Source organism: Dactylosporangium vinaceum, from assembly GCF_019904175.1.
Taxonomy (GTDB): Bacteria; Actinomycetota; Actinomycetes; order Mycobacteriales; family Micromonosporaceae; genus Dactylosporangium; species Dactylosporangium vinaceum.
In genome coordinates this window covers 7,867,883-7,889,368 of sequence record NZ_CP061913.1, presented here as the reverse complement: position 1 = coordinate 7,889,368, position 21,486 = coordinate 7,867,883, and the positions used below count along the sequence as shown (strand labels likewise).

Genomic DNA, 21,486 nt, shown 5'->3' with positions numbered 1-21,486 from the left:
AGGATTGCCGCGTCCGGATTCGGCACTCTGCACCCCTACGTGAATACTGATCATGTCTGGCAGAACTGGCGTAGTGTATCGGCGTTGATAGTCCCCCGCCAGCCCCTGCGGCGCACTTCGGACGGCAACTATGGTGTCACCGTGAAATTCGGGGAGAAGACCCGCGAGGTCCGGGCCGCGGCGGCCGCGCTGCTCAGTTATGTCGTGTGCTCGGTGCTGGTACTCCAGCACCTGTGGGCCGATCCACAGGGTCGGATGTTCGCCGACAACGCGCAGGATCAGATCTTCTTCGAGTGGGTGCTGACGCATGCGGCACGCCTCTTCACTCACGGTGACAACCCGTTCTTCACCGATCAACTAAATGCGCCGGACGGCGTCAATCTCATGGCGAACACTTCCGTTCTCGGACTTGCGCTACCGTTCGCGCCGATCACGTTACTGTTCGGCGCCGGCGTCACTTTGGTGCTCATGGACACCATCGCTCTCGCCGGCACCGCGATCGCGTGGTATTTCATTCTTTCCCGCCATGTTGTCAGATCGCGGGCCGCCGCGTACATCGGTGGACTCTTCTGCGGATTCGCCCCGTCGATGATCTCGCAGAGCACGGCGCACCCGAACATCGCCGGGCAGTTCCTGATCCCGTTCATCGTCTGGAACATCCTGCGCCTGCGCGAGCCGGGCTCGGCGGTGCGCCGGGGCCTGGTCCTGGGCGCCGTGGTGCTCTACCAGTGCTTCATCAACGAGGAGGTCCTGTTCCTCACGGCGGTGGCGCTGCTGATCTTCCTGCTGGCGTACCTGCACCCGCGCGAGTATCTGCCGTCCGTGCGCGCCGCGCTGCCCGCGATCCTGATCGGCGCGGCCGCGGCCGGTGTGCTTCTGGCCTATCCGCTGTACCACCAGTTCTTCGGCCCGCAGGCGTACCGCGGCCTGCCCGACTTCGTGCACGGTTTCAGCACGGACCTGGCCTCGTTCAAGGAGTTCAGCCGCCGCTCCATCATGGCGCCCGACGATCTGTCGGTGATCGACAAGATGGGCGGGCCGACCGAGGAGAACACCTTCTTCGGCTGGCCGCTGCTGGGCCTGCTGCTGGCCGGGACGGTCGCCCTCTGGCGCCAGCGGGCGGCGCGCGCGCTGTTCATCACGGCACTCGTGTTCTCGCTGCTCTCGCTGGGGACGGTGATCAAGTACAAGGGCGAGGAGACCGGCTGGCACGGCCCGTGGAACTGGGTCCACGAACTGCCGCTGTTCGACTCGGTCGTCCCCACCCGCATGGGGGTCGCGATCGCACCGCTGCTCGGCGTCATCCTGGCGATGGTCGTCGACCGCTTCATCGTCGGCCTGCCGGCCACCTCGGCCGAGCCGGTCCCGGCCGGCCCGGACGCCGACGACGCGGCTGACGGTCCTCTCGGTGGGGACGCGGGCGGGGTCGGTGGCGGTAGTGGTGGGGGTGGCGGCGGCACGCTCGTCGCCGATGAGTCCGCGTTGCCGGAAACGTCGGAAGGCGCGGTGGGCGTCAAAACCGACGTCCGCCCGCAGGCCGAGGAGACCACGCCTGTCGCCCGCTGGCTGTGGGCCGCGGCGCTGGCCATCGCCCTGGTACCCCTCATCCCGACCCCGCAACCGGCCTCGCCCCGCGCCCCGATCCCGGCGTTCTTCAGTACCAATGCCTGGCGCGCCGAGATCCCGGAGAACTCGACGGTCGTGGCCATCCCGCTGGGCTGGTTCGAGGGCCTGGACGCCATGCGCTGGTCCACCGCGGCGGGCCTGGACTTCAAGATCGCCGGTGGCTACTTCCTCGTCCCCAACCCGGACGACCCGGAGAAGGTGGCCATCTTCAACGCCCCGACCCGCCCGACCATGCAGCTGATGAACTCCGCCGCCACCGACGGCACGGTCCCCGTGATCACCCCGGACCAGAAGGCCATGGCGAAGCTGGACCTGGCGTACTGGAAGGCCGACTACCTGGTCCTGCCCGACCAGCACGGCAACAGCGAGGCCGTGCGCCAGACCGCCGATCAGCTCTTCGGCCCGGGCAAGCACGTGGTCGACGTCTGGGTCTACAAGGTCACGTCCTGACCGACAGGCAACGCGGGCCGTCACCGGAAGCAGGCGATGGCCCGGCCGTCCGAGTTGGGCCGTCTGAGTCGGCCCGGCGGACAGGACTTCCGGCAAGGTGCTCAGCCGGCCGGCCGCCAGCCGAGGGCGGGGCCCAGCTTCCCGGCGATGTCGGTGAGGATCTGCACGTAGTCCTCGTGCTCGAACGTGAACGGCAGGGCGAAGGCCACCTCGTCGATCTCCCGGAACGCGGCGTGGGCGTGCAGTTCGGCGGCGATCTGCTCGGCCGGGCCGACCAGGTCGCGGGCGAACATCATGCGGGCCGGGCCCTGCGGGGTGGCGGTGCGGGGCGTGCGCTTGGCGACGTACTCGGCGTACTTCTCGCGCTGGGCCGCCGTGGCCGAGTCGGTGGGGATGACGACCAGGCCCTGCGAGACCCGGGCCCGGTCCCCGTCGGGGTGCGCGGCCCGGAACGCCCGCACGTGAGCGAGCTGGATCGCCGCGAAGTCGGGGGCCGGATCGTCCGGGTCCTCGGCCTTCACCACGCTGCTCGTCAGGAAGTTCATGCCGTGCTCGCCGGCCCACTGGGCCGAGCGGAGACTGCCGCCGCCGTACCACATCCGGGCGCGCAGCCCCGCTGAGTGCGGCTCGACGCGGCTGGAGAACACCTCGAAACCCTCGGTGCCGGAGAAGTCACTCGCCGGCTTCCCGGCGACGAGGTCCAGGAGGCGCTCGAGCCGGGCGTACGTGAAGTCCTCGGCGTCCGCGGTGTCCGGATACAGCGCGTCGCGCACGCGTTCGTAGTGCATCGGCGGCCCGACGCTGAGGCCGGGGTTGAGCCGGCCGCCCGACAGGAGGTCGACGGTGGCCAGGTCCTCGGCCAGCCGCAGCGGATTCTCCCAGCCCAGCGGCGTGACGGCGGTGCCCAGCTCGATCCGCGACGTGCGCTGGGAGGCGGCGGCGAGCAGCGTGAGCGGGGAGCTGATCCCGTGCTGCAGGTGCCGGTGGCGCATCCAGGCGCTGTCGAACCCGAGCCGCTCGCCGAGCGCGATGACCTCGAGGGTGGCCTCGTGACCGGCCGCGGGCTCGGCCGGGTCGAACAGTCCGATGGTGAGAAAGCCCAGCTTGCGCAAGGGCTGACCGGCTGCGGGCATGGGTGCGCTCCCTTGAGTGTTTACTGTGGACGGTGCCGCGGGTATGGATCGACCAGTCCGAACCCCTTCCCGGAGGCTCATATGTCGGCACAGGCCGTGCTCTACCTGATCGCCATTATCCTGCTCGTCGTCGCCGCGCTGCCCGTTCCGGTGCGTGGCTTCAATCTCGCTCTGGCCGCCGCGGCGTTCGCGCTGCTGGCCTATGCGTGGCCGGTCATCACCGCGTAGCACCGCCTGTCGAGGCCCACCCGGCACCGCACGGTGCCGGGTGGGCCTTTGCACGGTGTGCGGCTGGGCCGGTCAGAGTACGCTGCCGCCGTGCGGCTCACGATCATCGGCGGCGTCGGCGCCTATCCCGAACCAGTGGCCGGTTGCTCCGGTTATGTCCTCGAGCACGACGGGTTCGTGCTGCTGGCCGACCCCGGATACGCGACGGTGATGGCGCTGCAGGCCGGCTGGGACCCCGGGGCGGTCGGCGCGGTCGTGGTGACCCACGGCCACCCGGACCACTGTGCCGACGTGAATCCGCTGCTGCGGGCGCGCCGGCTCGGCGCCGGTGCGGTACAGCCGCCGCCGTTGCCCCTGTTCTGCCCGCCCGGTGCCCTCGACGCCGTGCTGGCCCTCGACGAGCCCGGGATGCTCGACGGCGCCTCCGTGCTCCACGAGTTCGAGCCGGGCGCGACCCTGAGCATCGGGCCGTTCACCGTGCGGACCGCACGGCTGCCGCACTTCGTGCCCAGCGCCGGGCTGCGCATCACGGCGGGCGGGGCGACCGTGACGTACACCGGCGACAGCGGGCCGTGCGCGGCGCTCGACGACCTGGCCGCGGGCGCCGATCTCCTGCTGGCCGAGGCCACGTACGCCGACGAGGTCCCGGCGGCCCGCCTGGGCAACCTCAGCTCGGCCCGGGACGCGGGTGCGGTGGCCGCCCGGGCCGGCGTGGGTGCGCTGTGGCTCACGCACCTCTGGCCCGGGAGCGATCCCGCTGCCCACCTCGCCGCGGCCGAGTCGGCCGGCTGGAAGGGGCCGCTCGCCGTGGCCCGCCCGGGCCTGCGCATCGACCTGCCGGTGTCAGGGCCGGGGCCGGCCTGAGCCGTCGTACTCCGCCCGGGCCGTGCCGACGGCCGGCAGGTTCGTCACGGCCCACTCGGTCAGGTGATGGAAGAGCGGGCCGAGGCTACGACCCAGTTCGGTGATCTCGTACTCCACCCGCGGCGGGATCTGTGGCGTATAGGTGCGCGCGACCAGGCCGTCGCGTTCGAGCTGGCGCAGCCGCTGGGTGAGCACCTTCGCGGTGATGCCGCCGATACCCCGCTCCAGCTCCGAGAAGCGCTGGCGGCCGTGGTTGTGCAGCGACCACAGGATCGGCGTCGTCCAGCGGCTGAACACGATGTCGACCACCGGCGTGATCGGGCAGGCTTCGCTATCCGAATGCACAGTCACAATCCATAGCCACTTTCCTCTAGGTACCTACTATTTCCACGATGTTAGCTTTCCCAGCGCAACCGCAGGACGCGCGCAAAGGAGCAGCTGATGATCGTGGTGACCGGTGCGACAGGGAATGTCGGGCGACCCCTCGTGCGGGCGCTCAATGAGGCGGGGCAGCCGGTGCGGCCGGTGACCCGGCGCGGCCCGGGGTCGATGGACCTGGCCCGGCCGGAGAGCCTGCGGCCGGCGCTGGAGGGCGCCGACGCGCTCTTTCTGCTGGTCCCGGGCGCTTTCGACGGGGCCGCGCTGCTCAGGGAGGTACAGGCTGCGGGGTTGCAGCACATCGTGCTGCTGTCGTCCCAGGCCGCCGGGACCCGCTCCACCGCGCCGTCACACGCGCCCCTCAAGGCGCTCGAGGACCTCGTGAAGGGCTCGGGCCTGCGCTGGACCGTGCTGCGCCCGGGCGGTTTCGCGAGCAATGCGTTCGCCTGGGCCGACACGATTCGGGCGGCGAAGCGGGCCTACTCGCCGTACGCCCACGTCGCACTGCCGATTGTCGATCCCGCCGACGTCGCCGAGGTCGCCGCGGCGGCGCTGCTGGACGACCACCACGGGCAGACGTACGTGCTGACCGGGCCCGCGGCGACCACTCCGCAGGAGCGGCTCCGGGCGATCGGCGACGCGATAGGTGCCGAGCTCGAACTGGTGGAGCTCACGCCCGACGAGGCCCGGGAGCGGATGCTCGCGTTCATGCCCGCGCCCGTCGTCGACGGCACCCTGGCCATCCTCGGCCGGCCGCTGCCGGAGGAGCAGGCGGTCAGCCGGGACGTGGAGCGGGTCCTGGGCCGCCCGGCCCGGTCGTTCCAGGAGTGGGCCGGGCGGCACCGTGCGGTGTTCCAGGACATTGACACAACCGTGCAGTAGTACGTCACGGTTGCCAGGTCAGGGCGGTGGGACGACCGATCAGGCGATGTCGTATGACCGACTTGCCGATCATGCGAACGGCGGGCAACAGGTACAAAAAAGGAGGAACACTGGTTGCAGTCGAACAAGGGGTTAGTCGCCGATGGCTGGCATGGTGCCGTTCACCAACAACTACTCGGACCACTCGACCCGCGAGGGGTACCAGTTCGAGTTCAACTGCATGCGGTGCGGCAACGGGTACTCCTCGTCGTTCCAGCACTCCGTGACCGGATTCGGCGGGAAGCTGCTGAAGATGGGCGGCGACCTGCTCGGCGGTGAGGTCGGCAGCAAGGCGTCGCAGCTCGGCTGGGACGCCGAGTGGATGCGCGACGGGCTGCGCGGCTCGACCCGGGACAAGGCCCTGGCCAAAGCGGCCGAAGAGATGCAGGTGTACTTCACGCAGTGCCACCGCTGCGGCCAGTGGGTGTGCCAGCAGGTGTGCTGGAACCACGAGCGCGGCCTGTGTACCTCGTGTGCGCCCCGCCTCGACCAGGAGATCGCCGGCATGCAGGCGTCCGCCCAGGTCAACCAGCTGCACGAGCGGATCAACCAGGTCGACTGGACCCGTGACGTCAACTACCGCGACCAGGCCGTCGGGCGCTGCCCGTCGTGCATGAACGAGACCGGCGGCGGCAAGTTCTGCCAGCACTGCGGCACCCCGCTGGCCGCGGCTCCGCAGCAGCAGAAGCGGTTCTGCGGCAACTGCGGCACGCCGACCCAGCCCGGTGCGATGTTCTGCGCCGAATGCGGCACGTCGACGGCCTGACGTGTACTACCGGCTGATCGCCGACGGCGGTGCCCTGCTCGACGAGGGCGGTGGCACCGCCGAGATGGCCGGCGGCGCGCTCGTCGTCACGCCCGAGCACGGCACGCTGCTGCGGGTGGCGCCCGGGGACATCGTCGAACTGCAGGAGCCGCAGCCGTACGTCGTCATGCTCACGCTCGCCGACGGCGCCCGGCTCGAGCTCAGCCGGCTCGGCGTGATGCGCACCCAGCTGCTCGCCGAGCTGTCGGAGGCCCGCGTCGCCGACACCGAGCGGGTCCTGCTCCTCGACGGCGTCGGCACACCCGAGGCGTTCAACGCAGTCGTCGACGGCGTCGAGGCCGAGCTGCGGCTGTACGACGACGCGCTCGTGAGCGTTCCCGGCGCCGGGCTCGCCGACAAGTACCCGTACCCGTTCATCAAGGGCGTCACGACCGACGCCTCCGGCTACACCATCAGCCTCGACGTGCCGGGCCGCCCACCGGTCACGATCGGCCGCCTGGCCCGGCGCACCACCGAGTTCCTCGACCTGCTCCGTGCGCGCACGGCCGCCGCGTCGGGCCGCACGGCCCACTTCCTGGCCGCGCTCCTGCCCGGCCTCGGCCCGGTCGCCCTGCGCTCGGTCGCGGGGCTGCTGCGCGACGGGCTGGCCGCGCCCCGGGCCGGCCTCGAAGCGGTGGAGCCGACGGTCTTCCCGGCCCTGCTCGAGGCCGCCTGCCTCCCGGACCGTGCGGCCGGCGCCCAGCACCTGCTCGGGCTGGGCCAGACCTGGCTGGGCTTCAAGCAGACCGTCTCGGTCCAGCGCGCCGGCTCGGGAGCGGGTCCGTGGCGCGACTCGGCCAAGCCCATCGTGCTCGACCACGATGCGCACGCCGGTTCGTTCGCGTCCGGCGCGGCGGGCATGTTCGCCGCGGGCATGATGTCGGGCTTCGACGGGCCGTTCGACTCCTTCGGCCCGGCCCTGGCCTACGGCATGCTCGGCGGGTTCCAGAGCTCGTACGCCGGCGGCCCGCACCTGCCCCGGGACGTGTTCCAGCACCAGCCGGTCACGCCCGCGCACACCGACTACGCCGCGCTGGACACCGCGGCCGTCCTGGCCTTCCTGCTCGTCCTGACACCCTCCGGCCACCTGGTCTACGAGGTGCTCAACGAGGCCGACCACGCCACGTACGTCTTCAGCTGCCGCGACGCCGACCAGCTGGCCCAGCTCAACCGCGCTCTCGACCTGGTGGGCTTCCGAGTCGAGGGGATCTACGCCGACGCGACGTCGGCGGGGTCGCAGTACCGCAAGGCCGCTGAGCGCCTGCCCGCACTGCGGGTGCTGCGGGAACGCTTCCAGAGCCGAGTCGTGCACACGGAGGGCTGGCGCACCCGGTTGCCGCGCTGAGACTGGCGATTTCACGGATCCCGGCGGCCACCGTGCCTGGACACACTGACGCGCATCGCAGTATTCCCTCATCACCCGGGAGACAACGGTGCGAAACACCCCCGCCATCCGGCTCGCCCTGCGGGTCGGGCTCATGCTCAGCCTCGTCGGCGGATCCCTCGCCGTAACAACCGCCCCGGCCCACGCCGATCAGATCGGCCAGGCGCCGACCGCATCCAACATCACCGGCAACGGCAGCTTCGCCACCACCTCGGCGAGCATCTCCAGCACGGTCAGCGGCTTCGGCGGCGGCCGCGTGTACTACCCGACCGCGGCCGGGACGTATCCGGTCATCGCGATCTCGCCCGGCTTCACCGCCACCTGGTCGAGCCTGGCCTGGATCGGGCCCCGCCTGTCCTCGTGGGGCTTCGTCGTCGTCGGGATCGAGACCAACTCGATCTACGACCAGCCGGCCAGCCGCGGCAACCAGCTGCTGGCCGCGCTCAACTGGGCCGTGAACTCCTCACCCACGGCGGTGCGCTCGCACGTCGACGGCAGCCGCCGCGGCGTGGCCGGGCACTCCATGGGCGGCGGCGGCACCCTGGAGGCCCTCGCCGCCGACACGACGGGCCTGGTGAAGGCCGGCGTGCCGCTCGCACCCTGGAACACGGACAAGACCTGGAACAACGTCAGCGAGCCGGTGCTCATCGTCGGCGGCCAGGCCGACACCGTCGCCCCGGTGGCGAGCCACTCGATCCCGTTCTACAACACCCTGGCCGGCCCGAAGACGTACGTCGAGCTCACCGGGCAGAGCCACTTCTTCCCGCAGACCACGAACGCGACGGCCTCGCGCGCGCTGGTCGCCTGGTTCAAGCGGTGGGTCAGCCAGGACTCCCGGTTCACCCCGTTCACCTGCGGGTTCAGCGGTGTGGCGGTGTCGGACTTCCGGTCCAACGCCTGCTGAGGTCCCGGGTCACCGGATGTTCCCGTGCTCGTGCACCTCGCCGATGCGCGGGAACATCCGCCCGAGCCGGGGCAGCCGGTGGGCCACCTGCCGCGGGTCGTCGAAGTCCCACGGCTCGCCGCTCAGCTCCGGCTGCGGCTCGCCGCTCGGCGGCCCGTCGCCGGTGCGCCCCGGCCGCCGGCGCCGGGGCCATTCGTCATCGGTCCAGTCCCACGTCTCCCGCCCGGCCAGCCGCCGGATCGCGGGCACGTCGGCGAGGGTGTCCGGCGCGGCGACGACCCGCGCGTACTCGTCCGGGTCCAGGATGGCGGCGAGCCAGCACTGGAACTCCAGGAGGCCGCCGGCCGGGCACCGGCCGTCCATGATCTGGTGCGCGGCTCCCCACAGGTCGTACGTGACATCCACGGGCCGGGAGACTAGATGGTCATGGTGTCCGGGACATCGACAGTGGTGGTGACCCGGGCCAACGCCGGGTGGCGGGGTGTCGACCCGAACCCGAACCGGACCGGCGGGTCCACGTCCGTGAACGCTCCCAGGCCGGCGCCGTCCCAGGCTGCGGTGGCGGCGGCGACGGGGTGGAGGTCCTGCACGCCGTACCACTCGCGCCGGCCGTTCCCGGCGCTCCCGTGCGTCCGCACACCGGGCATGACCAGGCGGGCCGGGAGGTCGATGGCCCGCACCCACAGCGGCTGCCGGGCGATGCCCGGTGGTACCGCGCGCAGCAGCCGGCCCAGCGCCCGCCGCGGCCCGGTCGTGAACCGCAGCGCGAGCGGGCCCGCCGTCACGGTCCAGTCCCGGTCCCGGTGCACGGTGACGGGCACGACGTTCACCTCGTCGAACCCGTATGTGGCCGCGATGAACTCGCCGAGCTCCGCGGACGGCGCGAGCAGGACCCGCCGGCCGTCCGCGTGCTCGACCATCACATCGCTGACCGGGCCGAACGGCGACCGCGGCCAGTGCCCGAGCACCAGCCGAGTCCCGCTCGCCGTGCCGATCCCGGCGATCCATCCGTCAAAGCGCAGCCGCACATGATCGGTATACCCGCTCCGGCTGCGATGATGACCGCGCATCGGCGAGCCCACGGTCGAGCTGCACTGGATGTTCTGTCCCTAGAGCTCCCGGAGCGCGGCCCGGATCTTCTCGGCCGCCTCGTCGAGCGCGGCCGGGTCCGGGTGCTGATCGGCCCGGGCGAAGTCGAAGTCGTCCATGCCCCACGCGGGGAAGACGTGCAGGTGCACGTGCGGCACCTCGAACCCGGCGATGAGCAGCCCGGCCCGCGGTGCGTCCCAGGCCCGGCGCACGGCCCGGCCGATCGTGTGCGCGACCGCCGTGCACTTGCCGAACAGCTCCGGCTCGGCGTCGGTCCACTGATCGATCTCCGCCCGGGGCACGACGAGCGTGTGCCCGGGGCGCAGCGGGGCGATGCTCAGGAACGCGGCGACGTCGTCGTCCTGCCAGACGAACCGGCCCGGCAGCTCACCGGCGAGGATCTTCGAGAAGACACTGCTCATGGGCTCCCACCTTACGTTCCCGCAATCGCGGTGGCCGCAACGCGGCGGGCGCAGCGAACGTCTATGCCGTGAGCCGGTGGGCGGCGAATGCTTCGGTTCACCGTCGAACCGAATCGGGTGCCGGCGCCCTTTACATGGGCGAAGGCCGAGGTTGCCTGACGTACGGGAGGCGGACGGATGCAGGAGCTCTTTGCGTTGCTGCCGGGTGACCCCGGCCCGCCGTTCACCGAGGACTACCTCGACCGGGTGATCGCCCGTGGCCGCCGTGCCGTCCGGCGCCGCCGCATCGGGGCCGCCGCGGCGGGGACGGCCGTGCTGCTGGTCTTCGTCGCCATTGTGCTGCCGGGTGTACCGCCACGGGTCCGTCCGGCACCGCCGACCCACCCGGGCCGCCACACCGCGGCCACCGTGCCGGACCGCTTCGCCGGGTACTCGGTGTTCACCAGCACCGTGCAGCGCTCGGCTCCGGGGCGGGCCGTGGCGCTGTACGGGTACGGCAGCGGTGCGCTCCTCACGATGTTCCAGCAGCTGGTCGTCGGGGCGGACGCGGACACGTACCGGCGGATCGACGACTGGGACCGGCGCGGCCGCCCCGCGGGCCTGCTGGCCCCGGACGGCACCCGCGTGCTCCTCGGCGACGACGCCGGGCCGACCCCCGACCTGCTCCTGGTCGACCTCACCACCGGCCGGGAACGGTCGGTGCCGCTCGGCGGTGCACTCGAGGTCCGGCTGCTGGCGTGGTCGCCGGACGGCCGGTACGTCGCCTACAGCGCCACGACCCGGGACCCGGCCCCCGGCGACGGCGGCACTGTCGGGTACGACGTGCAGCAGGGCGGCACGCTGCGCCTGCTGGACCTGTCGACCGGCGACAGCCGCGAGTTCGCGTCCGTGCGGCGCCCGTCGGCGGCGGCGTTTGCTCCGGACAGTGCACGGGTGGCTGTTCAGGAGGCTCAGCGGGTACACCTGCTGCAGTTGGATGGTCACGAGGACCGGGTCGTGACCGTCGCGCCCGGCCGCGGTCTGGCTCCTCGCGTGGGCTGGTCGGTCGACGGGCGGCTGCTGGCGACCGTGCCGTGGGACGGCACCGCCTCCGACGACGGGACGGTCCTGGGCGTGGCCGTGAGCGGCGGGGACGTGGGCTTCGTCGCGCTCACCCCGGGCGCGCCGCCACCGCCGGCCCCGGCGGCCGATGTCGTGCGGGTCCTGGGCTGGCGGGACGCCGATCACCTGGTGGTGGCGGTCGCACCGGGCGGCCACGAGCTGGAGCTGGCCGAGGTGGCGCTGGCGTCGGGGGAGCGGCGGGTGTTGTCACGGTTCGACCCGGGGCTGAGCTGTGAGCTCGGGATGCAGCACTGTGAGATCTTGGACCTGCAGCTGGCGACCGGGCTGGTGCCGGAGCTGACCGTGCGCCCGGCCGGGTCGCCGGACCGGGGGCCGTGGCCGTGGTCGCTGCGCATGCTGGTCGCGGCGCTGATCGCGGCGGCGCTGCTGTTCGCCCTGTACCTCAGCCGCCGCCGGGCCGCGGTGCGCGCCGCAGACCTGGAAGCCGACCTCCGGCGCCGCGGCGGCGGTGGCGGGCCGGCGCTGGGCCCGTACCGCTGATTCGCACGGCGCATGACTCGCCCGGCGCCGGTCTGCGCCCCGACCGTCGGTTGACCGGCTTCTGGCCCCTATCCGGGCGGGGCGGCCGGGCGGGCATCAGCCGTGCAGTGCGCGGCGCAGTGCGGCCGTGACGTCCGCCGGGTGGAACCGTTCCAGGGCCGCGGCCTCGGCCCGGTGCAGTGTGCGGGCCAGCAGCGCCGGCGGAGCGGCCCGGAGCACGGCGATCAGCCACGCCTCCAGCAGCGTCGGGTCGGCCGGGAGCTCCAGATCGGCCGGGCGGACCGGTGGTGCCGGCGTGTCCGCGGCGGGCAGTGGTGCGCCGGCCGACGCGTACGGCGCCGGTGGGACGCCGACACGGTACGGGTGGACGCACGTCGGCGCGCCGGTGCCGGCCGCGACCCGGTGACCGTGCTCGGGGCTGTACGGGATCGCCGGGCCGGGGCGTGCCGCGACGTCGAACGCGCCGAGCGGCAGGGACTGGCCGGGGCAGGCGACACACGTCGCGTCCCGCAGCTCGTCCGGGCTCGGCAGGGCCATCCCCGAAACGGTACCGTCCCTGCGTGGTTCTTCAGAGCGGCCGCACACGGCAAGGGATCGTGTACCGGCAGGGTGCACTCGGGCGGCGGCCGGCCGTGCCGACCGACGCCGCCGAGCTCGAACGCCGGGCCCGGCGCAGGATGTCGGCCGCGGCCTGGGCGTACGTGGCCGGGGGCGCCGGTGAGGGCGCCACCGTGCGGCACAACCGGGCGGCGTTCGATCGGTGGCGGCTCGTGCCGCGGATGCTGCACGGTGTCACGACCCGGGATCTGCGCACGGAGGTGCTGGGCACCAGGCTCGACGCCCCCGTGCTGCTCGCACCGGTCGGCGCCGGTGCGCTCGTGCGCCGGGACAGCGACGTGCTCATCGCCCGGGGCGCGGCCGCGGCCGGGACGCCGTACATCCTCTCCAACCAGGGCTGCAGCCCGATGGAGCGCACGGCCCGGGCGATGGGTCGGACGCCGTTCTGGTACCAGCTCTACTGGTCCACCGACGAACGGCTCGTCGACTCCCTGATCGGCCGGGCCGAGGCGTGCGGGGCCCAGGCGCTCGTCGTCACCCTCGACACGACGATGCTGGGCTGGCGGCCGCAGGACCTCAACCTCGGGTCGCTGCCGTTCGCGCGCGGGCAGGGCATCGCGCAGTACACCTCCGACCCCCGGTTCATGGAAATCGTCCGGGAGCGTTCCCAGCAGCCGGCCACCGGCCCGCGGCCACCGGTCACGCTCGGCGCACTGCGCACACTCGTCTCGATCGCCCGGGAACATCCCGGCGGGTTCCTGGCCAACCTGCGGTCGCGGGAGCCGCGCGCGGCCGTCGAGACATTCCTCGACATCTACTCCAACCCCGGGCTGAGCTGGGCGCACATCGAGACGCTGCGCGGGCGCACCCGGCTGCCGATCCTGCTCAAGGGCATCCTGCACCCGGCCGACGCGCGCCGGGCCCTGTCCGCCGGCGTGGACGGGATCATCGTGTCGAACCACGGCGGGCGCCAGGTCGACCGCACCATCGCGGCGCTCGATGCGCTGGTGCAGGTGCGCGATGCCGTGGGTACCGCAGCCACGGTGCTCTTCGACAGCGGTATCCGGACCGGGGCCGACGTCGCCCTCGCGATGGCCCTCGGGGCGGACGCGTGCCTGCTCGGGCGGCCGCACCTCTACGGGCTGGCGCTGGCCGGGGCCGACGGCGTGCGGCAGGTGATCGAGAACGTCGTCGCCGAGCTGGACCTGACCATGGGCCTGGCGGGAGTGGCGAACCTCGCGGAGCTGACCCCGGCGGTGCTGCAACCGGCGCCCTGAGGGCAGTATCGATCCGTGAAGCTCAGGGCGGTACCACTGATGGGGCTCCTGCTCCTGACCGCGTGCGCACGGCCGGACCAGCCGGGTGCGACCCAGCCGACGCCGGGCCGGACCGCGTCCGTCTCCGCCGTGCCGAGCGAGGACGTCACCGAGGCGGCCTGCCCGCCGGGCGGTCTGAAGGTCACGGCCGAGCGGGGCGACGCGGCGGCCGGATATCGCGAGATGTCCCTGTTCCTGGCCAACTGCGGCCCGGTGCCCGTGACCGTGAACGCCCGGCCCGACATCGTCGTGCTGGGCAAGGACCGGGACGTCCAGGACATCGCCGTGGTGGCCAGCGTGCACTACAACCCGTCGCCGCACCCGATCGTGTTGAAGCCGGGCACGCGCACCTCGGCCGTCATGTCGTGGCGCAACACGTACGACGACATCAGCAAACCCCCGGTCGTCGGCGTCTACCTGTCCGTGGCGGCGACCCCCGGAGTGCCGCGGCAGCTGGTCAAGCCGCCCTCGTCGTTGGATCTCGGCTCCACGGGCCGCCTCGAAGTGAGCGCCTGGTTATAGAGTGACGCACTGTGCGGATGTCGTACACGCATTACGAGTTCGTCGATGACGTCATGACGCTGACGCTCGCCGAGGGGCCCGGCGAGTCCGGCACGGTGCTGCGGTTCACGCGTGCCACCTGGGAACGGGAGCCGCACGAGGTGGCCAACGCGGCCCGGGAGTGCGTCGAGTCGGCCGTGCGCGGCTGGCGGATGACCGGCGAGCGGCTGGAGATCGAGCTCCACGACGTGCCGGCCGCTCAGCTCGGGCTGGGACCGCTCCTGGAGCTCACCGTCGACGCCGCCCCGCCGCGGGTGTCCCGGGTGCACCGGGCCCTCGCCGACATCCTGCTGGACGTGCCGGAGCGGCGCTGATCGGCATGGTGGCGGTGAGCGGCACGGTGGCGCTGGAACAGTGACGAGGGCCGCCGCACGGCGACCCTCGTCATCGGCAGAACGCGAGACGGTTTACCGCCTACGGCTGCGCGACCAGCCGGAAGCTCTGGGCCGGGCCGCCCGTGCACGACCACTGCTGCAGCTGGGCACCGTCGGCCGCGGACACGTCCTTCACGTCCAGGCACTTGCCGCTGTTGCGGGCGATGAACCGGTACGTGCCGTCACCGTTCGCGACCGCCTGCCACTGCTGGTTCGTGGCCCCGCCGTACGCCCACAGGTGCACCTGGGCGCCGTCGCCGGTCGCACCCGCGCCGCCGTTCACGTCCCAGGACAGGCCTGTCGCGTACCGGTTGACGACCTGGTAGTAGCCGCTGCCGGCGGAGCGGAACTGCCACTGCTGGTTGGTCGCGGCCGGGTTGCTGCACGACCACTGCTGCAGTGCCGTGCCGTTGGCCGTGCCCCAGCCGGTGTCGTCGAGGCACTTGCCGCTGTTCGCGTTGGTGACCTGATACCACGCGCCGGTGCTCGGCTGGGTGCCGCCGCCGGTCGTGGGCGGGTTCGACGTCGGCGTGACGGTGCCGCCCGGCCAGGTGAACGTGGCCATCGCGCCGGCCGGCAGGTTGTAGCCGAACGACGAGCCGCCGAAGGAGACCTGGAAGTTCTGGGCGCCGCCGGAGTTGACGGCGACGAGCACGATCGAGCCGTCCGGGTTGCGGAATGCGACGTTCTCGATGCCGCCCTGGCCCTGGCTCGTCGAGTCGATGCGCACGGCGCCCGGCTTCACGAACTTCGCCAGGTGCCCGAGCACGTAGTACTCGGCGTTGTACGTGATGCCGGCGCCGTTGACGGTCACGACGCCCGTGCAGTTGGTGCACGAGCCGATCACCGGGCCGTGGTTCTGGTCCAGGGCCATGTTCCAGGTCGTCACGGTCCGGGCCCAGTTGCGCACGGCCCCGATGGCCAGGTTGCGCCCCTGCCACAGCAGCGAGTCGGCGAACGTGCTGCCGGACTCGGTGCCGGAGCACTCGGTGAAGAAGATGTCCTTGTTCGGATATGCGTCGTGCACGGTCGACTGTCCGCTCGGCGTGCCGCCGTAACAGTGCCACGCCGTGCCGGCCACGTTGTTCCCGGCACCGGCCAGGACCTGCTGCGGGAACGCCGTGTTGTCCCAGTTGTGGTCCCAGGCCAGGATCTTCGTGCCCAGCCCGGCCGCGGAGAGCTTCGGCGCGAGCGAGTTGATGACCCGGACCTGCTGGTCGGCCGGCATGAGCATGCCCGGGTAGCCGGGCGGGGAGAACTGCGGCTCGTTCTGGATCGACAGGTACTGCACCGGGACCCCGGCCGCCTGATACGCCTGGATCGACTTCACCAGGTAGTCGCCGAACGCGCCCTCGTAGGTGGTGGCGAGGGAGCCGCCGACCAGGTTGCCGTTGGTCTTCATCCAGCCCGGCGCGCTCCACGGCACGCCCATCACCTGCACGGCCGGGTTGATGGACTTCGCCTGGGTGAGCAGCGGCAGGATGTACGCCTGGTCGTGCGCGACCGAGAACCGGGCCAGGCCCGGGTCGGCGGCGCCGTCGTCGTAGCTGTAGAAGCTGCGGGCGAAGTCGGACGCGCCGAAGGGCTGGCGCAGCCAGGTGAGGCCGATGCCGGACGAGGGGCTGAACAGGTTGTTCATGACCGTGTTACGAGCGGACGAATTGAAGATGAGGTACGCGCTGGAGTCGGTGAGCGAGGCGCCGAAGCCCACCATCGACTGGTACGTGGTGTTCGGGTTCACGCTGATCACCGCGCCGCTTCCCGCGGTACCGAAGGGAACGGCGGCCTTCTGGGCCAGCAGGCTGGCGCGGTCCGGGGTCGTGAGCCACACGTTCGCCGACGTGGCGGCGAGTGCGACATTCGGCTGGGTGACCAGGTAGGCCACGCCGGCGACGAGCACGGTGGCGGCCGTGCTCATCGCCAGCAGACGGAGGCGCATGGCGGTGCTCCTTCGCTAGTTGTACAGACGGATATCGGCCAGGCTCCACCAGTTGCCGGTCGTCGCGGTGGAGGTGATCCGCACGTACCGGGCCCGGGTGGGGCGAACGTCCACGTTTGTCAGCTGGCCGGTGCCGGCACCCTGGGCGAGGGTCGTCCAGTGGGTGCCGTCGGTGCTGGCGGACAGCTGCCAGCCGCGGGCGTAGTCACCGACGCTGGCGCCGCTGTCGATCGCGACCCGGCGGAAGGTGCGCGCCGAGCCGAGGTCGACCTGGAGGTACTGCCCGGGCGCCTGCGCCGCCCCGCTCGACCAGCGGGTCGTGCCGTCCTCGTCGACGGCCAGGGACGCGGCGAGGCCGGCGTCCGAGCTCGCCGGCGACGACACCGCTGTCGCCCCGGCCAGGGACTGCAGGTGCAGCCCGTCCTCGAGCACCCGGCTCTTCGGCCAGGTGAAGGTGGCGAGTGAGCCGCCGGGCAGGGTGTAGTCGAACGATCGGCCGGCCACGGCGACAGTGAACGTTCTCGGTGCGTCGTTCTCGTTGTGCGCGACGAGCACGGTGGAGCCGTCCGGGTTGCGGAAGGCCACGTCGGTGACCTCACCGTTCCAGGCCGGGTTGCCGAAGCTGGTGCTGGCGATGCGGACCGCGCCGGGCTGCACGAACTTCGACAGGTGCCCGATCGTGTAGTACTCCGCGTCGGTGGTCCAGCTACCGTCCGGCTGGACGGTGATGAGGCCCGTGCAGGTGCCGCAGCCGCCGAGGTGCGGGCCGCCGGTCGAGTCCAGGGCCAGGTTCCAGGTGACCGCCGACTTGGCCCAGTTGCGGGTGACGCCGACCGTGATCGTGCGGGCGTGCCACTTGAGCGTGTCGGTGAAGTACTGGGCCGGGGTGTCGTTCGCACCGTGCGAGCCCGAGCATTCGGTGAACCAGATGTCCTTGTCCGGGTGCGCGTTGTGCAGCGCCGTCATGGCGCTCGGGTCGCCGTAGTAGCAGTGGTAGGCCGTGCCGGCGACCCAGCGGCTCGCCGGGTTCTGCAGCAGCCGGTACGGGTAGTCGGGCTCGGGGTCCTGGCCGGGCGGGGTGTTGGCGATGTCGTTCGGGTGGGTGGCCCAGTTGTGGTCGTAGCCCAGGATCTTCGTGCGCGGGCTGACCAGGCGCAGGAGCGGTCCCAGGATGTCGATGACCTTCCCGGCCTGCACCGTGTCGAGGCCCATCACCGGGCCGCCGCCGGCGTCGCGGTTCTGCGGCTCGTTCTGCACGGTGATGTAGTCGACCGGAACACCCGCGGCCGTGTACGCGAGCACGAACCTGGTGAGATAGAAGGCGTACGCGGCGTACACCCTCGGGTCGTCCTTGAGCTCACCGCCGGCGAGGGAGTCACCGGTCTTCATCCAGGCCGGCGGGCTCCACGGCGTCGCCATGATCTTCAGCCGCGGGTTGAGCCGCTTGGCCTCGCGCAGCAGGGGCAGGATCTGCGCCTGGTCGTGGGCGATGCTGAAGCGGGTGAGGAGGTAGTCGGCCTGGCCGGGGGGCATGTCGTCGTACGTGTAGTGCTGGGGCTGAGCGGTGAAGTCCGACGCGCCGATGGGCTGGCGCAGGAAGCTCACGCCGACGCCCTTGGCCGGGTCGAACAGCGCCCGCATGGCGTCGGCCCGCGCGGCCGGTGGGAGCCGGTAGAGCACGGCCGCCGACGAGTCGGTGATCGACGCCCCGAAGCCGTCAATGCTCTGGTACGTGCGGCTCGGGTCGACGGTGATCGTGGTCAGGTCGCTGTGCTGCTCCGTGAACGGCACGGCGGCCCGCTCGTGCATCAGCTCGGCCCGGTCGATCGTCGTCACCCAGACCCGCGCCGAGGGCGCCGCACTCGCCTGCGCGGCGGTGGCCCCGGTGAGCCCGGCGCCGGCCGTAGCCACCGCGATCAGGCCCACGACCAGGCAAGCGGCCAGGGCTGAGACCCTTCGCTGCATCTGCTTCTCCGGTCTGTAACAAATGAAACATAAATGTAACGTGGTGCTGCAAAGCACAGCATCGGCCGCAACGAATGTCAAGAAATTCGCCTGCGTCGGGCGGGCCGGGGCTGGTACGGTCGTGATCAATGCGACCGGGGCCCGGTGCGCAGGCAACGGTTACTTCTCATCCATGGGTCGCAGGTTCGAATCCTGCCCGCCGCTCGTGCGGCGGTAGCTCAGATGGCAGAGCAATGGGCATTCCACCGGTGCCGCCGGAGATCTCGGGCCTCCCTACTGTCTGTCGCATGAGCATCGATCCGCTTGACGCCTGGGCCGCCGAGACCGCACGGCTCGTCACCGTGCTGCACGATGTCCCGGACGGTGACTGGGAACGGCCCAGCCCGTGCCCACCCTGGACCGCGGCCGAGCTGCTCGGGCACGTCGTCGCCGGGGTCGCCCGGGTGCCGGGGATGCTCGACGCGCCCGCGCCCGCCCGGGCGGAGATCGACGCCGTCGGGTACTTCCGGACCGACGAGCGCTTCTCCGGCAGTACCAACGAAGCAAGGATTGATCTTGGAAGGCGCGAGGCGGCAGCCGGCGGGCCGGAACTGGTGCGGCGCCTCGCCGTCGCCCGCGAGGACGCCGTCGGGCGCTGCCGCCGGGAACCGCCCGGCCGGGTCGTGCGCACCCGGCACGGCGACGCGATGCTGCTCGGGGACTTCCTCGCGACCCGCGTCCTCGAGGCCGGAATTCACGGCCTCGACCTGGCCGAGGCGCTCGGGCGCGAACCGTGGCTCACCCCGGCCGCGGCCGCGCTGCTCACCCGGGTGTACGGCGCCGCCGACCGGGCCGGGCTGAGCCGGCTCACACTCGGCTGAGCGATACTGCCCGGATGGTGCTGTCGCGGCGGTGGTCGGCGTTTCTCGTGCTCGTGGGCGTGTGGAGCTGGGTGATCTGGCCCCGGTTCCTGCTCGCCATCTGGAAGGACGACCGGGCCTGGGCCGGCGGGCGTCCGACCGCGTTCTTCTGGGTCCACGCCGTGCTGATCGCCGTGTCGCTGTGCATCGGCACGGCCGTCGCCGTGCTCGGCGTCCGCGGATGGAGAAAAGCGCCGCGATCGTGAACCCGCACGGAACCTTTCGCGGCCCTGCGCAGTAGAGGAGGGGCGAAGGGTCACCACGGGAGGAGCGGGCGGCAGATGCGAAGATCCACCGAATCGGTGAGCGACTGGGACTCCCGCGATCGCGACGGGCAGTTCCAGGCGTTCATGGGCACGGCGACACAGCGGCTGTACCGGGTGGCGTACCTGCTCAGCGGGGACGCGGGCGAGGCCGAGGAGCTGACCCAGAGCGCGCTGGTGCGCACGTACACGGCGTGGGAGCGCGTCGACGGCGGGGACGCGTACGCGTACGCCCGGCGCATCCTGGTCAACCTGCACAGCGACTGGTGGCGGCGCCTGCGGCGGCGGGAACGGCCCGTGCCGCAGGTGCCCGAGCGCACGGCCGCCGGGCGCGACCCGGCCGACACCGCCCTCGAACGGGTCGGGCTGGCGAAGGCGCTGCGGGCGCTGTCCCGGCGCGAGCGGGCCGTCGTGGTCCTGCGCTTCTACCTCGACCTCACCGAGCAGCAGACGGCCGCCGAGCTCGGGACCGCGCTCGGCACCGTGAAGAGCGCGACCGCGCGGGCCCTGGGCAAGCTGCGCGTCAACCCCGACCTCAGCCCGCTGGCGGAGCAGAAGGGAGCCCGGTGATGTACACCATCGACGATCTGCGGCAGGCGCTCGCCGACGAGAGCACCGACCGGTTCACCCGGCTCAACTTCGCCGACGTCAAGCGGGCCGCGGGCCGCCGCCGCCACCGCACGCTCCTCACCGGGATCGCCGTGCTGCTGGCCCCGATCATGGCGGCCGGCGGGGCGATCGCGCTCGTCCCCGGCGAGGGCGGGCCGTCCCCGTCGCCGGACGCACGCACATCCGTGCCGTTCGTGCCCTATCGGCCGAACGGCACGGACAACCCCTGGCACGCGGACTCGTCATTTCCGGCCCCGGCGAGCAGCGACTACATCGAGACCGGCGTCAAGTTCGGCGAAACCGAGCGGCTGGTGCTGTTCTACATGGACGACGACAACGGCCTGGATGGCGGCCTGGTGGACGCCGGCGGCGGGCTGCGCCGGATCGGCAGCACCGGCAAGCCGGACCCCGGCCATTTCGGGTGGACCGTCAGCGAGTTCGACGACCGCCACGGCGGCATCATCGACTACGGCGCGTTCGGCGGTGCGGACCCGAAGATCAAGGTCACGGCCGGCGGTCAGACGCTCGACGCGAGCACGAAGCCCGTGCCGGGACACGCCGGCCTGAGCGTCTGGTGGGTCCGCCGGGGCGGCCAGATCGCCGGGCCCACCAGCTCGGCCCACCCGGCCCAGGCGGACGCCGTCATCAAGGCGTACGACGCGCACGGGACCGTGCTCGGCACGGCCGGCCCGGTCCAGCGAGTCGACACGATCGTCAACGTCCAGGACGCCAGCGCGGAGGTCGGCGACCGGATCCACACCGGCATCACGGCGGCCGGCGGCGGCGAGCTCGTGCTGTTCTTCTACGGTGACGGCACCACGATGCTGCTCGTGGCCGGACGGGTGGACGACCGGGGCCGCCTCACGACGATCAAGACGCTGATGGGCGTGCACCAGCCGCCGTACGGCAGCGGCGGCGGCATCTTTTACGGCGGGGCCTTCCGGCTCGACGTGGACGGCGGCCAGAAGGTCCGGGTGGGCATCTACGAGGGCCAGGCCTCCCGGGTCGAGCTGAGCGGCAGCGGCGCCGCGCACCAGGGCTCGGGGGCCTGGAGCGCCTACCCGAACCTGCACGTGGCCTGGGCCACCGGTCTGCAGGGGCCGGTCACGGGCACGGCCTACGACGCCGGCGGCAAGGTGATCCACCGGGACTCCCTGGAAAATTAGGAAGGCGGGTGGCGGCCGGCCGGTTGTACC

Annotated in this window: 23 protein-coding genes; 15 read left to right on the top strand and 8 right to left on the bottom strand. The window is 72.0% G+C overall.

Annotated features, from left to right (window positions below; all coding sequences use genetic code 11):
* The first annotated feature begins 141 nt into the window (after positions 1-141).
* Entirely contained in the window at positions 142-2,076 is a 1,935-nt protein-coding gene (locus tag Dvina_RS35405; RefSeq protein ID WP_223093625.1) for a DUF6541 family protein, read from the top strand.
* A gap of 101 nt (positions 2,077-2,177) precedes the next feature.
* Here Dvina_RS35405 and Dvina_RS35400 read toward each other — a convergent pair whose 3' ends face one another.
* Complete coding sequence (locus Dvina_RS35400; protein WP_223093624.1) at positions 2,178-3,209, bottom strand: LLM class flavin-dependent oxidoreductase; 1,032 nt, start codon at positions 3,207-3,209, stop codon at positions 2,178-2,180.
* An 81-nt stretch (positions 3,210-3,290) separates the two neighbouring features.
* On the opposite strand from Dvina_RS35400, the gene Dvina_RS35395 reads away from it, so the two are divergent.
* Entirely contained in the window at positions 3,291-3,437 is a 147-nt protein-coding gene (locus Dvina_RS35395; protein WP_223093623.1) for a hypothetical protein, read from the top strand.
* A gap of 90 nt (positions 3,438-3,527) precedes the next feature.
* Positions 3,528-4,301: an MBL fold metallo-hydrolase gene (locus tag Dvina_RS35390; protein ID WP_223093622.1), complete on the top strand. Its 774-nt coding sequence runs from the start codon at positions 3,528-3,530 to the stop codon at positions 4,299-4,301.
* On the opposite strand, the gene Dvina_RS35385 is transcribed toward Dvina_RS35390, so the two are convergent.
* Positions 4,281-4,646: a winged helix-turn-helix transcriptional regulator gene (locus tag Dvina_RS35385; protein WP_246655531.1), complete on the bottom strand. Its 366-nt coding sequence runs from the start codon at positions 4,644-4,646 to the stop codon at positions 4,281-4,283. The genes Dvina_RS35390 and Dvina_RS35385 overlap by 21 nt on opposite strands.
* 96 nt (positions 4,647-4,742) lie before the next feature.
* On the opposite strand from Dvina_RS35385, the gene Dvina_RS35380 reads away from it, so the two are divergent.
* The 4 genes from Dvina_RS35380 (at position 4,743) to Dvina_RS35365 (ending at position 8,693) form a co-directional block, all read left to right on the top strand.
* Positions 4,743-5,561 carry an NAD(P)H-binding protein gene (locus Dvina_RS35380; RefSeq protein WP_223093620.1) on the top strand — a complete coding sequence of 273 codons (819 nt, stop codon included), beginning with the start codon at positions 4,743-4,745 and terminating at the stop codon, positions 5,559-5,561.
* 142 nt (positions 5,562-5,703) lie between these two features.
* Positions 5,704-6,366 (top strand): zinc ribbon domain-containing protein, encoded by a 663-nt coding sequence (locus tag Dvina_RS35375; RefSeq protein ID WP_223093619.1) that lies wholly within the window; start codon positions 5,704-5,706, stop codon positions 6,364-6,366.
* Position 6,367: 1 nt separating this feature from the next.
* On the top strand, positions 6,368-7,750 hold the full coding sequence (locus Dvina_RS35370; RefSeq protein WP_223093618.1) for a hypothetical protein: 1,383 nt from the start codon (positions 6,368-6,370) through the stop codon (positions 7,748-7,750).
* Positions 7,751-7,883: 133 nt separating this feature from the next.
* Positions 7,884-8,693 carry an alpha/beta hydrolase family protein gene (locus tag Dvina_RS35365; RefSeq protein WP_223105885.1) on the top strand — a complete coding sequence of 270 codons (810 nt, stop codon included), beginning with the start codon at positions 7,884-7,886 and terminating at the stop codon, positions 8,691-8,693.
* 9 nt (positions 8,694-8,702) lie between these two features.
* On the opposite strand, the gene Dvina_RS35360 is transcribed toward Dvina_RS35365, so the two are convergent.
* The 3 genes from Dvina_RS35360 to Dvina_RS35350 form a co-directional block, all read right to left on the bottom strand.
* Positions 8,703-9,098 (bottom strand): DUF4240 domain-containing protein, encoded by a 396-nt coding sequence (locus Dvina_RS35360; protein ID WP_223093617.1) that lies wholly within the window; start codon positions 9,096-9,098, stop codon positions 8,703-8,705.
* Positions 9,099-9,109: 11 nt separating this feature from the next.
* Positions 9,110-9,721 (bottom strand): hypothetical protein, encoded by a 612-nt coding sequence (locus tag Dvina_RS35355; protein ID WP_223093616.1) that lies wholly within the window; start codon positions 9,719-9,721, stop codon positions 9,110-9,112.
* An 81-nt stretch (positions 9,722-9,802) separates the two neighbouring features.
* On the bottom strand, positions 9,803-10,204 hold the full coding sequence (locus tag Dvina_RS35350) for an HIT family protein (RefSeq protein WP_223093615.1): 402 nt from the start codon (positions 10,202-10,204) through the stop codon (positions 9,803-9,805).
* A gap of 177 nt (positions 10,205-10,381) precedes the next feature.
* Between Dvina_RS35350 and Dvina_RS35345 the strand changes: the two genes are divergently transcribed.
* Complete coding sequence (locus Dvina_RS35345) at positions 10,382-11,806, top strand: WD40 repeat domain-containing protein (RefSeq protein WP_223093614.1); 1,425 nt, start codon at positions 10,382-10,384, stop codon at positions 11,804-11,806.
* A gap of 96 nt (positions 11,807-11,902) precedes the next feature.
* Here Dvina_RS35345 and Dvina_RS35340 read toward each other — a convergent pair whose 3' ends face one another.
* Positions 11,903-12,343, bottom strand: a complete 441-nt coding sequence (locus Dvina_RS35340; protein WP_223106254.1) for a hypothetical protein — start codon at positions 12,341-12,343, stop codon at positions 11,903-11,905.
* Between the two features lie 23 nt (positions 12,344-12,366).
* Between Dvina_RS35340 and Dvina_RS35335 the strand changes: the two genes are divergently transcribed.
* The 3 genes from Dvina_RS35335 to Dvina_RS35325 are packed head-to-tail and all read left to right on the top strand — an operon-like array spanning position 12,367 to position 14,555.
* A complete protein-coding gene (locus tag Dvina_RS35335; protein WP_223093613.1) occupies positions 12,367-13,641 on the top strand; it encodes an alpha-hydroxy-acid oxidizing protein in 1,275 nt (424 codons plus the stop codon).
* Positions 13,642-13,656: 15 nt separating this feature from the next.
* The gene (locus Dvina_RS35330; protein WP_223093612.1) at positions 13,657-14,202 is read left to right on the top strand and encodes a DUF4232 domain-containing protein; all 546 of its coding nucleotides are present in this window, start codon (positions 13,657-13,659) and stop codon (positions 14,200-14,202) included.
* 17 nt (positions 14,203-14,219) lie between these two features.
* Positions 14,220-14,555, top strand: coding sequence for a hypothetical protein (locus tag Dvina_RS35325; protein ID WP_223093611.1), 336 nt, complete (start codon positions 14,220-14,222; stop codon positions 14,553-14,555).
* 100 nt (positions 14,556-14,655) lie between these two features.
* Here the strand turns inward: Dvina_RS35325 and Dvina_RS35320 are convergent, their stop codons facing one another.
* Together Dvina_RS35320 and Dvina_RS35315 are read right to left on the bottom strand one after the other, a co-directional pair.
* Complete coding sequence (locus Dvina_RS35320; RefSeq protein ID WP_223093610.1) at positions 14,656-16,554, bottom strand: RICIN domain-containing protein; 1,899 nt, start codon at positions 16,552-16,554, stop codon at positions 14,656-14,658.
* Positions 16,555-16,569: 15 nt separating this feature from the next.
* Complete coding sequence (locus Dvina_RS35315) at positions 16,570-18,519, bottom strand: discoidin domain-containing protein (protein WP_223093609.1); 1,950 nt, start codon at positions 18,517-18,519, stop codon at positions 16,570-16,572.
* 287 nt (positions 18,520-18,806) lie between these two features.
* On the opposite strand from Dvina_RS35315, the gene Dvina_RS35310 reads away from it, so the two are divergent.
* From Dvina_RS35310 to Dvina_RS35295, 4 genes are all read left to right on the top strand, one after another.
* On the top strand, positions 18,807-19,379 hold the full coding sequence (locus Dvina_RS35310; protein ID WP_223093608.1) for a maleylpyruvate isomerase N-terminal domain-containing protein: 573 nt from the start codon (positions 18,807-18,809) through the stop codon (positions 19,377-19,379).
* A 14-nt stretch (positions 19,380-19,393) separates the two neighbouring features.
* The gene (locus Dvina_RS35305; protein ID WP_223093607.1) at positions 19,394-19,624 is read left to right on the top strand and encodes an SCO4848 family membrane protein; all 231 of its coding nucleotides are present in this window, start codon (positions 19,394-19,396) and stop codon (positions 19,622-19,624) included.
* A gap of 75 nt (positions 19,625-19,699) precedes the next feature.
* The gene (locus Dvina_RS35300; RefSeq protein ID WP_223093606.1) at positions 19,700-20,251 is read left to right on the top strand and encodes a SigE family RNA polymerase sigma factor; all 552 of its coding nucleotides are present in this window, start codon (positions 19,700-19,702) and stop codon (positions 20,249-20,251) included.
* On the top strand, positions 20,251-21,456 hold the full coding sequence (locus Dvina_RS35295; protein WP_223093605.1) for a hypothetical protein: 1,206 nt from the start codon (positions 20,251-20,253) through the stop codon (positions 21,454-21,456). The genes Dvina_RS35300 and Dvina_RS35295 overlap by 1 nt, the downstream gene beginning before the upstream one ends.
* Positions 21,457-21,486: the final 30 nt, after the last annotated feature.

Coding starts and splice junctions, on each gene's coding strand:
- Dvina_RS35395 (WP_223093623.1), top strand. CDS start 3,291: ATGTCGGCACAGGCCGTGCTCTACCTGATCGCCATTATCCTGCTCGTC.
- Dvina_RS35345 (WP_223093614.1), top strand. CDS start 10,382: ATGCAGGAGCTCTTTGCGTTGCTGCCGGGTGACCCCGGCCCGCCGTTC.
- Dvina_RS35320 (WP_223093610.1), bottom strand. CDS start 16,554: ATGCGCCTCCGTCTGCTGGCGATGAGCACGGCCGCCACCGTGCTCGTC.
- Dvina_RS35350 (WP_223093615.1), bottom strand. CDS start 10,204: ATGAGCAGTGTCTTCTCGAAGATCCTCGCCGGTGAGCTGCCGGGCCGG.
- Dvina_RS35310 (WP_223093608.1), top strand. CDS start 18,807: ATGAGCATCGATCCGCTTGACGCCTGGGCCGCCGAGACCGCACGGCTC.
- Dvina_RS35340 (WP_223106254.1), bottom strand. CDS start 12,343: ATGGCCCTGCCGAGCCCGGACGAGCTGCGGGACGCGACGTGTGTCGCC.
- Dvina_RS35325 (WP_223093611.1), top strand. CDS start 14,220: ATGTCGTACACGCATTACGAGTTCGTCGATGACGTCATGACGCTGACG.
- Dvina_RS35305 (WP_223093607.1), top strand. CDS start 19,394: ATGGTGCTGTCGCGGCGGTGGTCGGCGTTTCTCGTGCTCGTGGGCGTG.
- Dvina_RS35315 (WP_223093609.1), bottom strand. CDS start 18,519: ATGCAGCGAAGGGTCTCAGCCCTGGCCGCTTGCCTGGTCGTGGGCCTG.
- Dvina_RS35400 (WP_223093624.1), bottom strand. CDS start 3,209: ATGCCCGCAGCCGGTCAGCCCTTGCGCAAGCTGGGCTTTCTCACCATC.
- Dvina_RS35300 (WP_223093606.1), top strand. CDS start 19,700: ATGCGAAGATCCACCGAATCGGTGAGCGACTGGGACTCCCGCGATCGC.
- Dvina_RS35375 (WP_223093619.1), top strand. CDS start 5,704: ATGGCTGGCATGGTGCCGTTCACCAACAACTACTCGGACCACTCGACC.
- Dvina_RS35295 (WP_223093605.1), top strand. CDS start 20,251: ATGTACACCATCGACGATCTGCGGCAGGCGCTCGCCGACGAGAGCACC.
- Dvina_RS35365 (WP_223105885.1), top strand. CDS start 7,884: ATGCTCAGCCTCGTCGGCGGATCCCTCGCCGTAACAACCGCCCCGGCC.
- Dvina_RS35380 (WP_223093620.1), top strand. CDS start 4,743: ATGATCGTGGTGACCGGTGCGACAGGGAATGTCGGGCGACCCCTCGTG.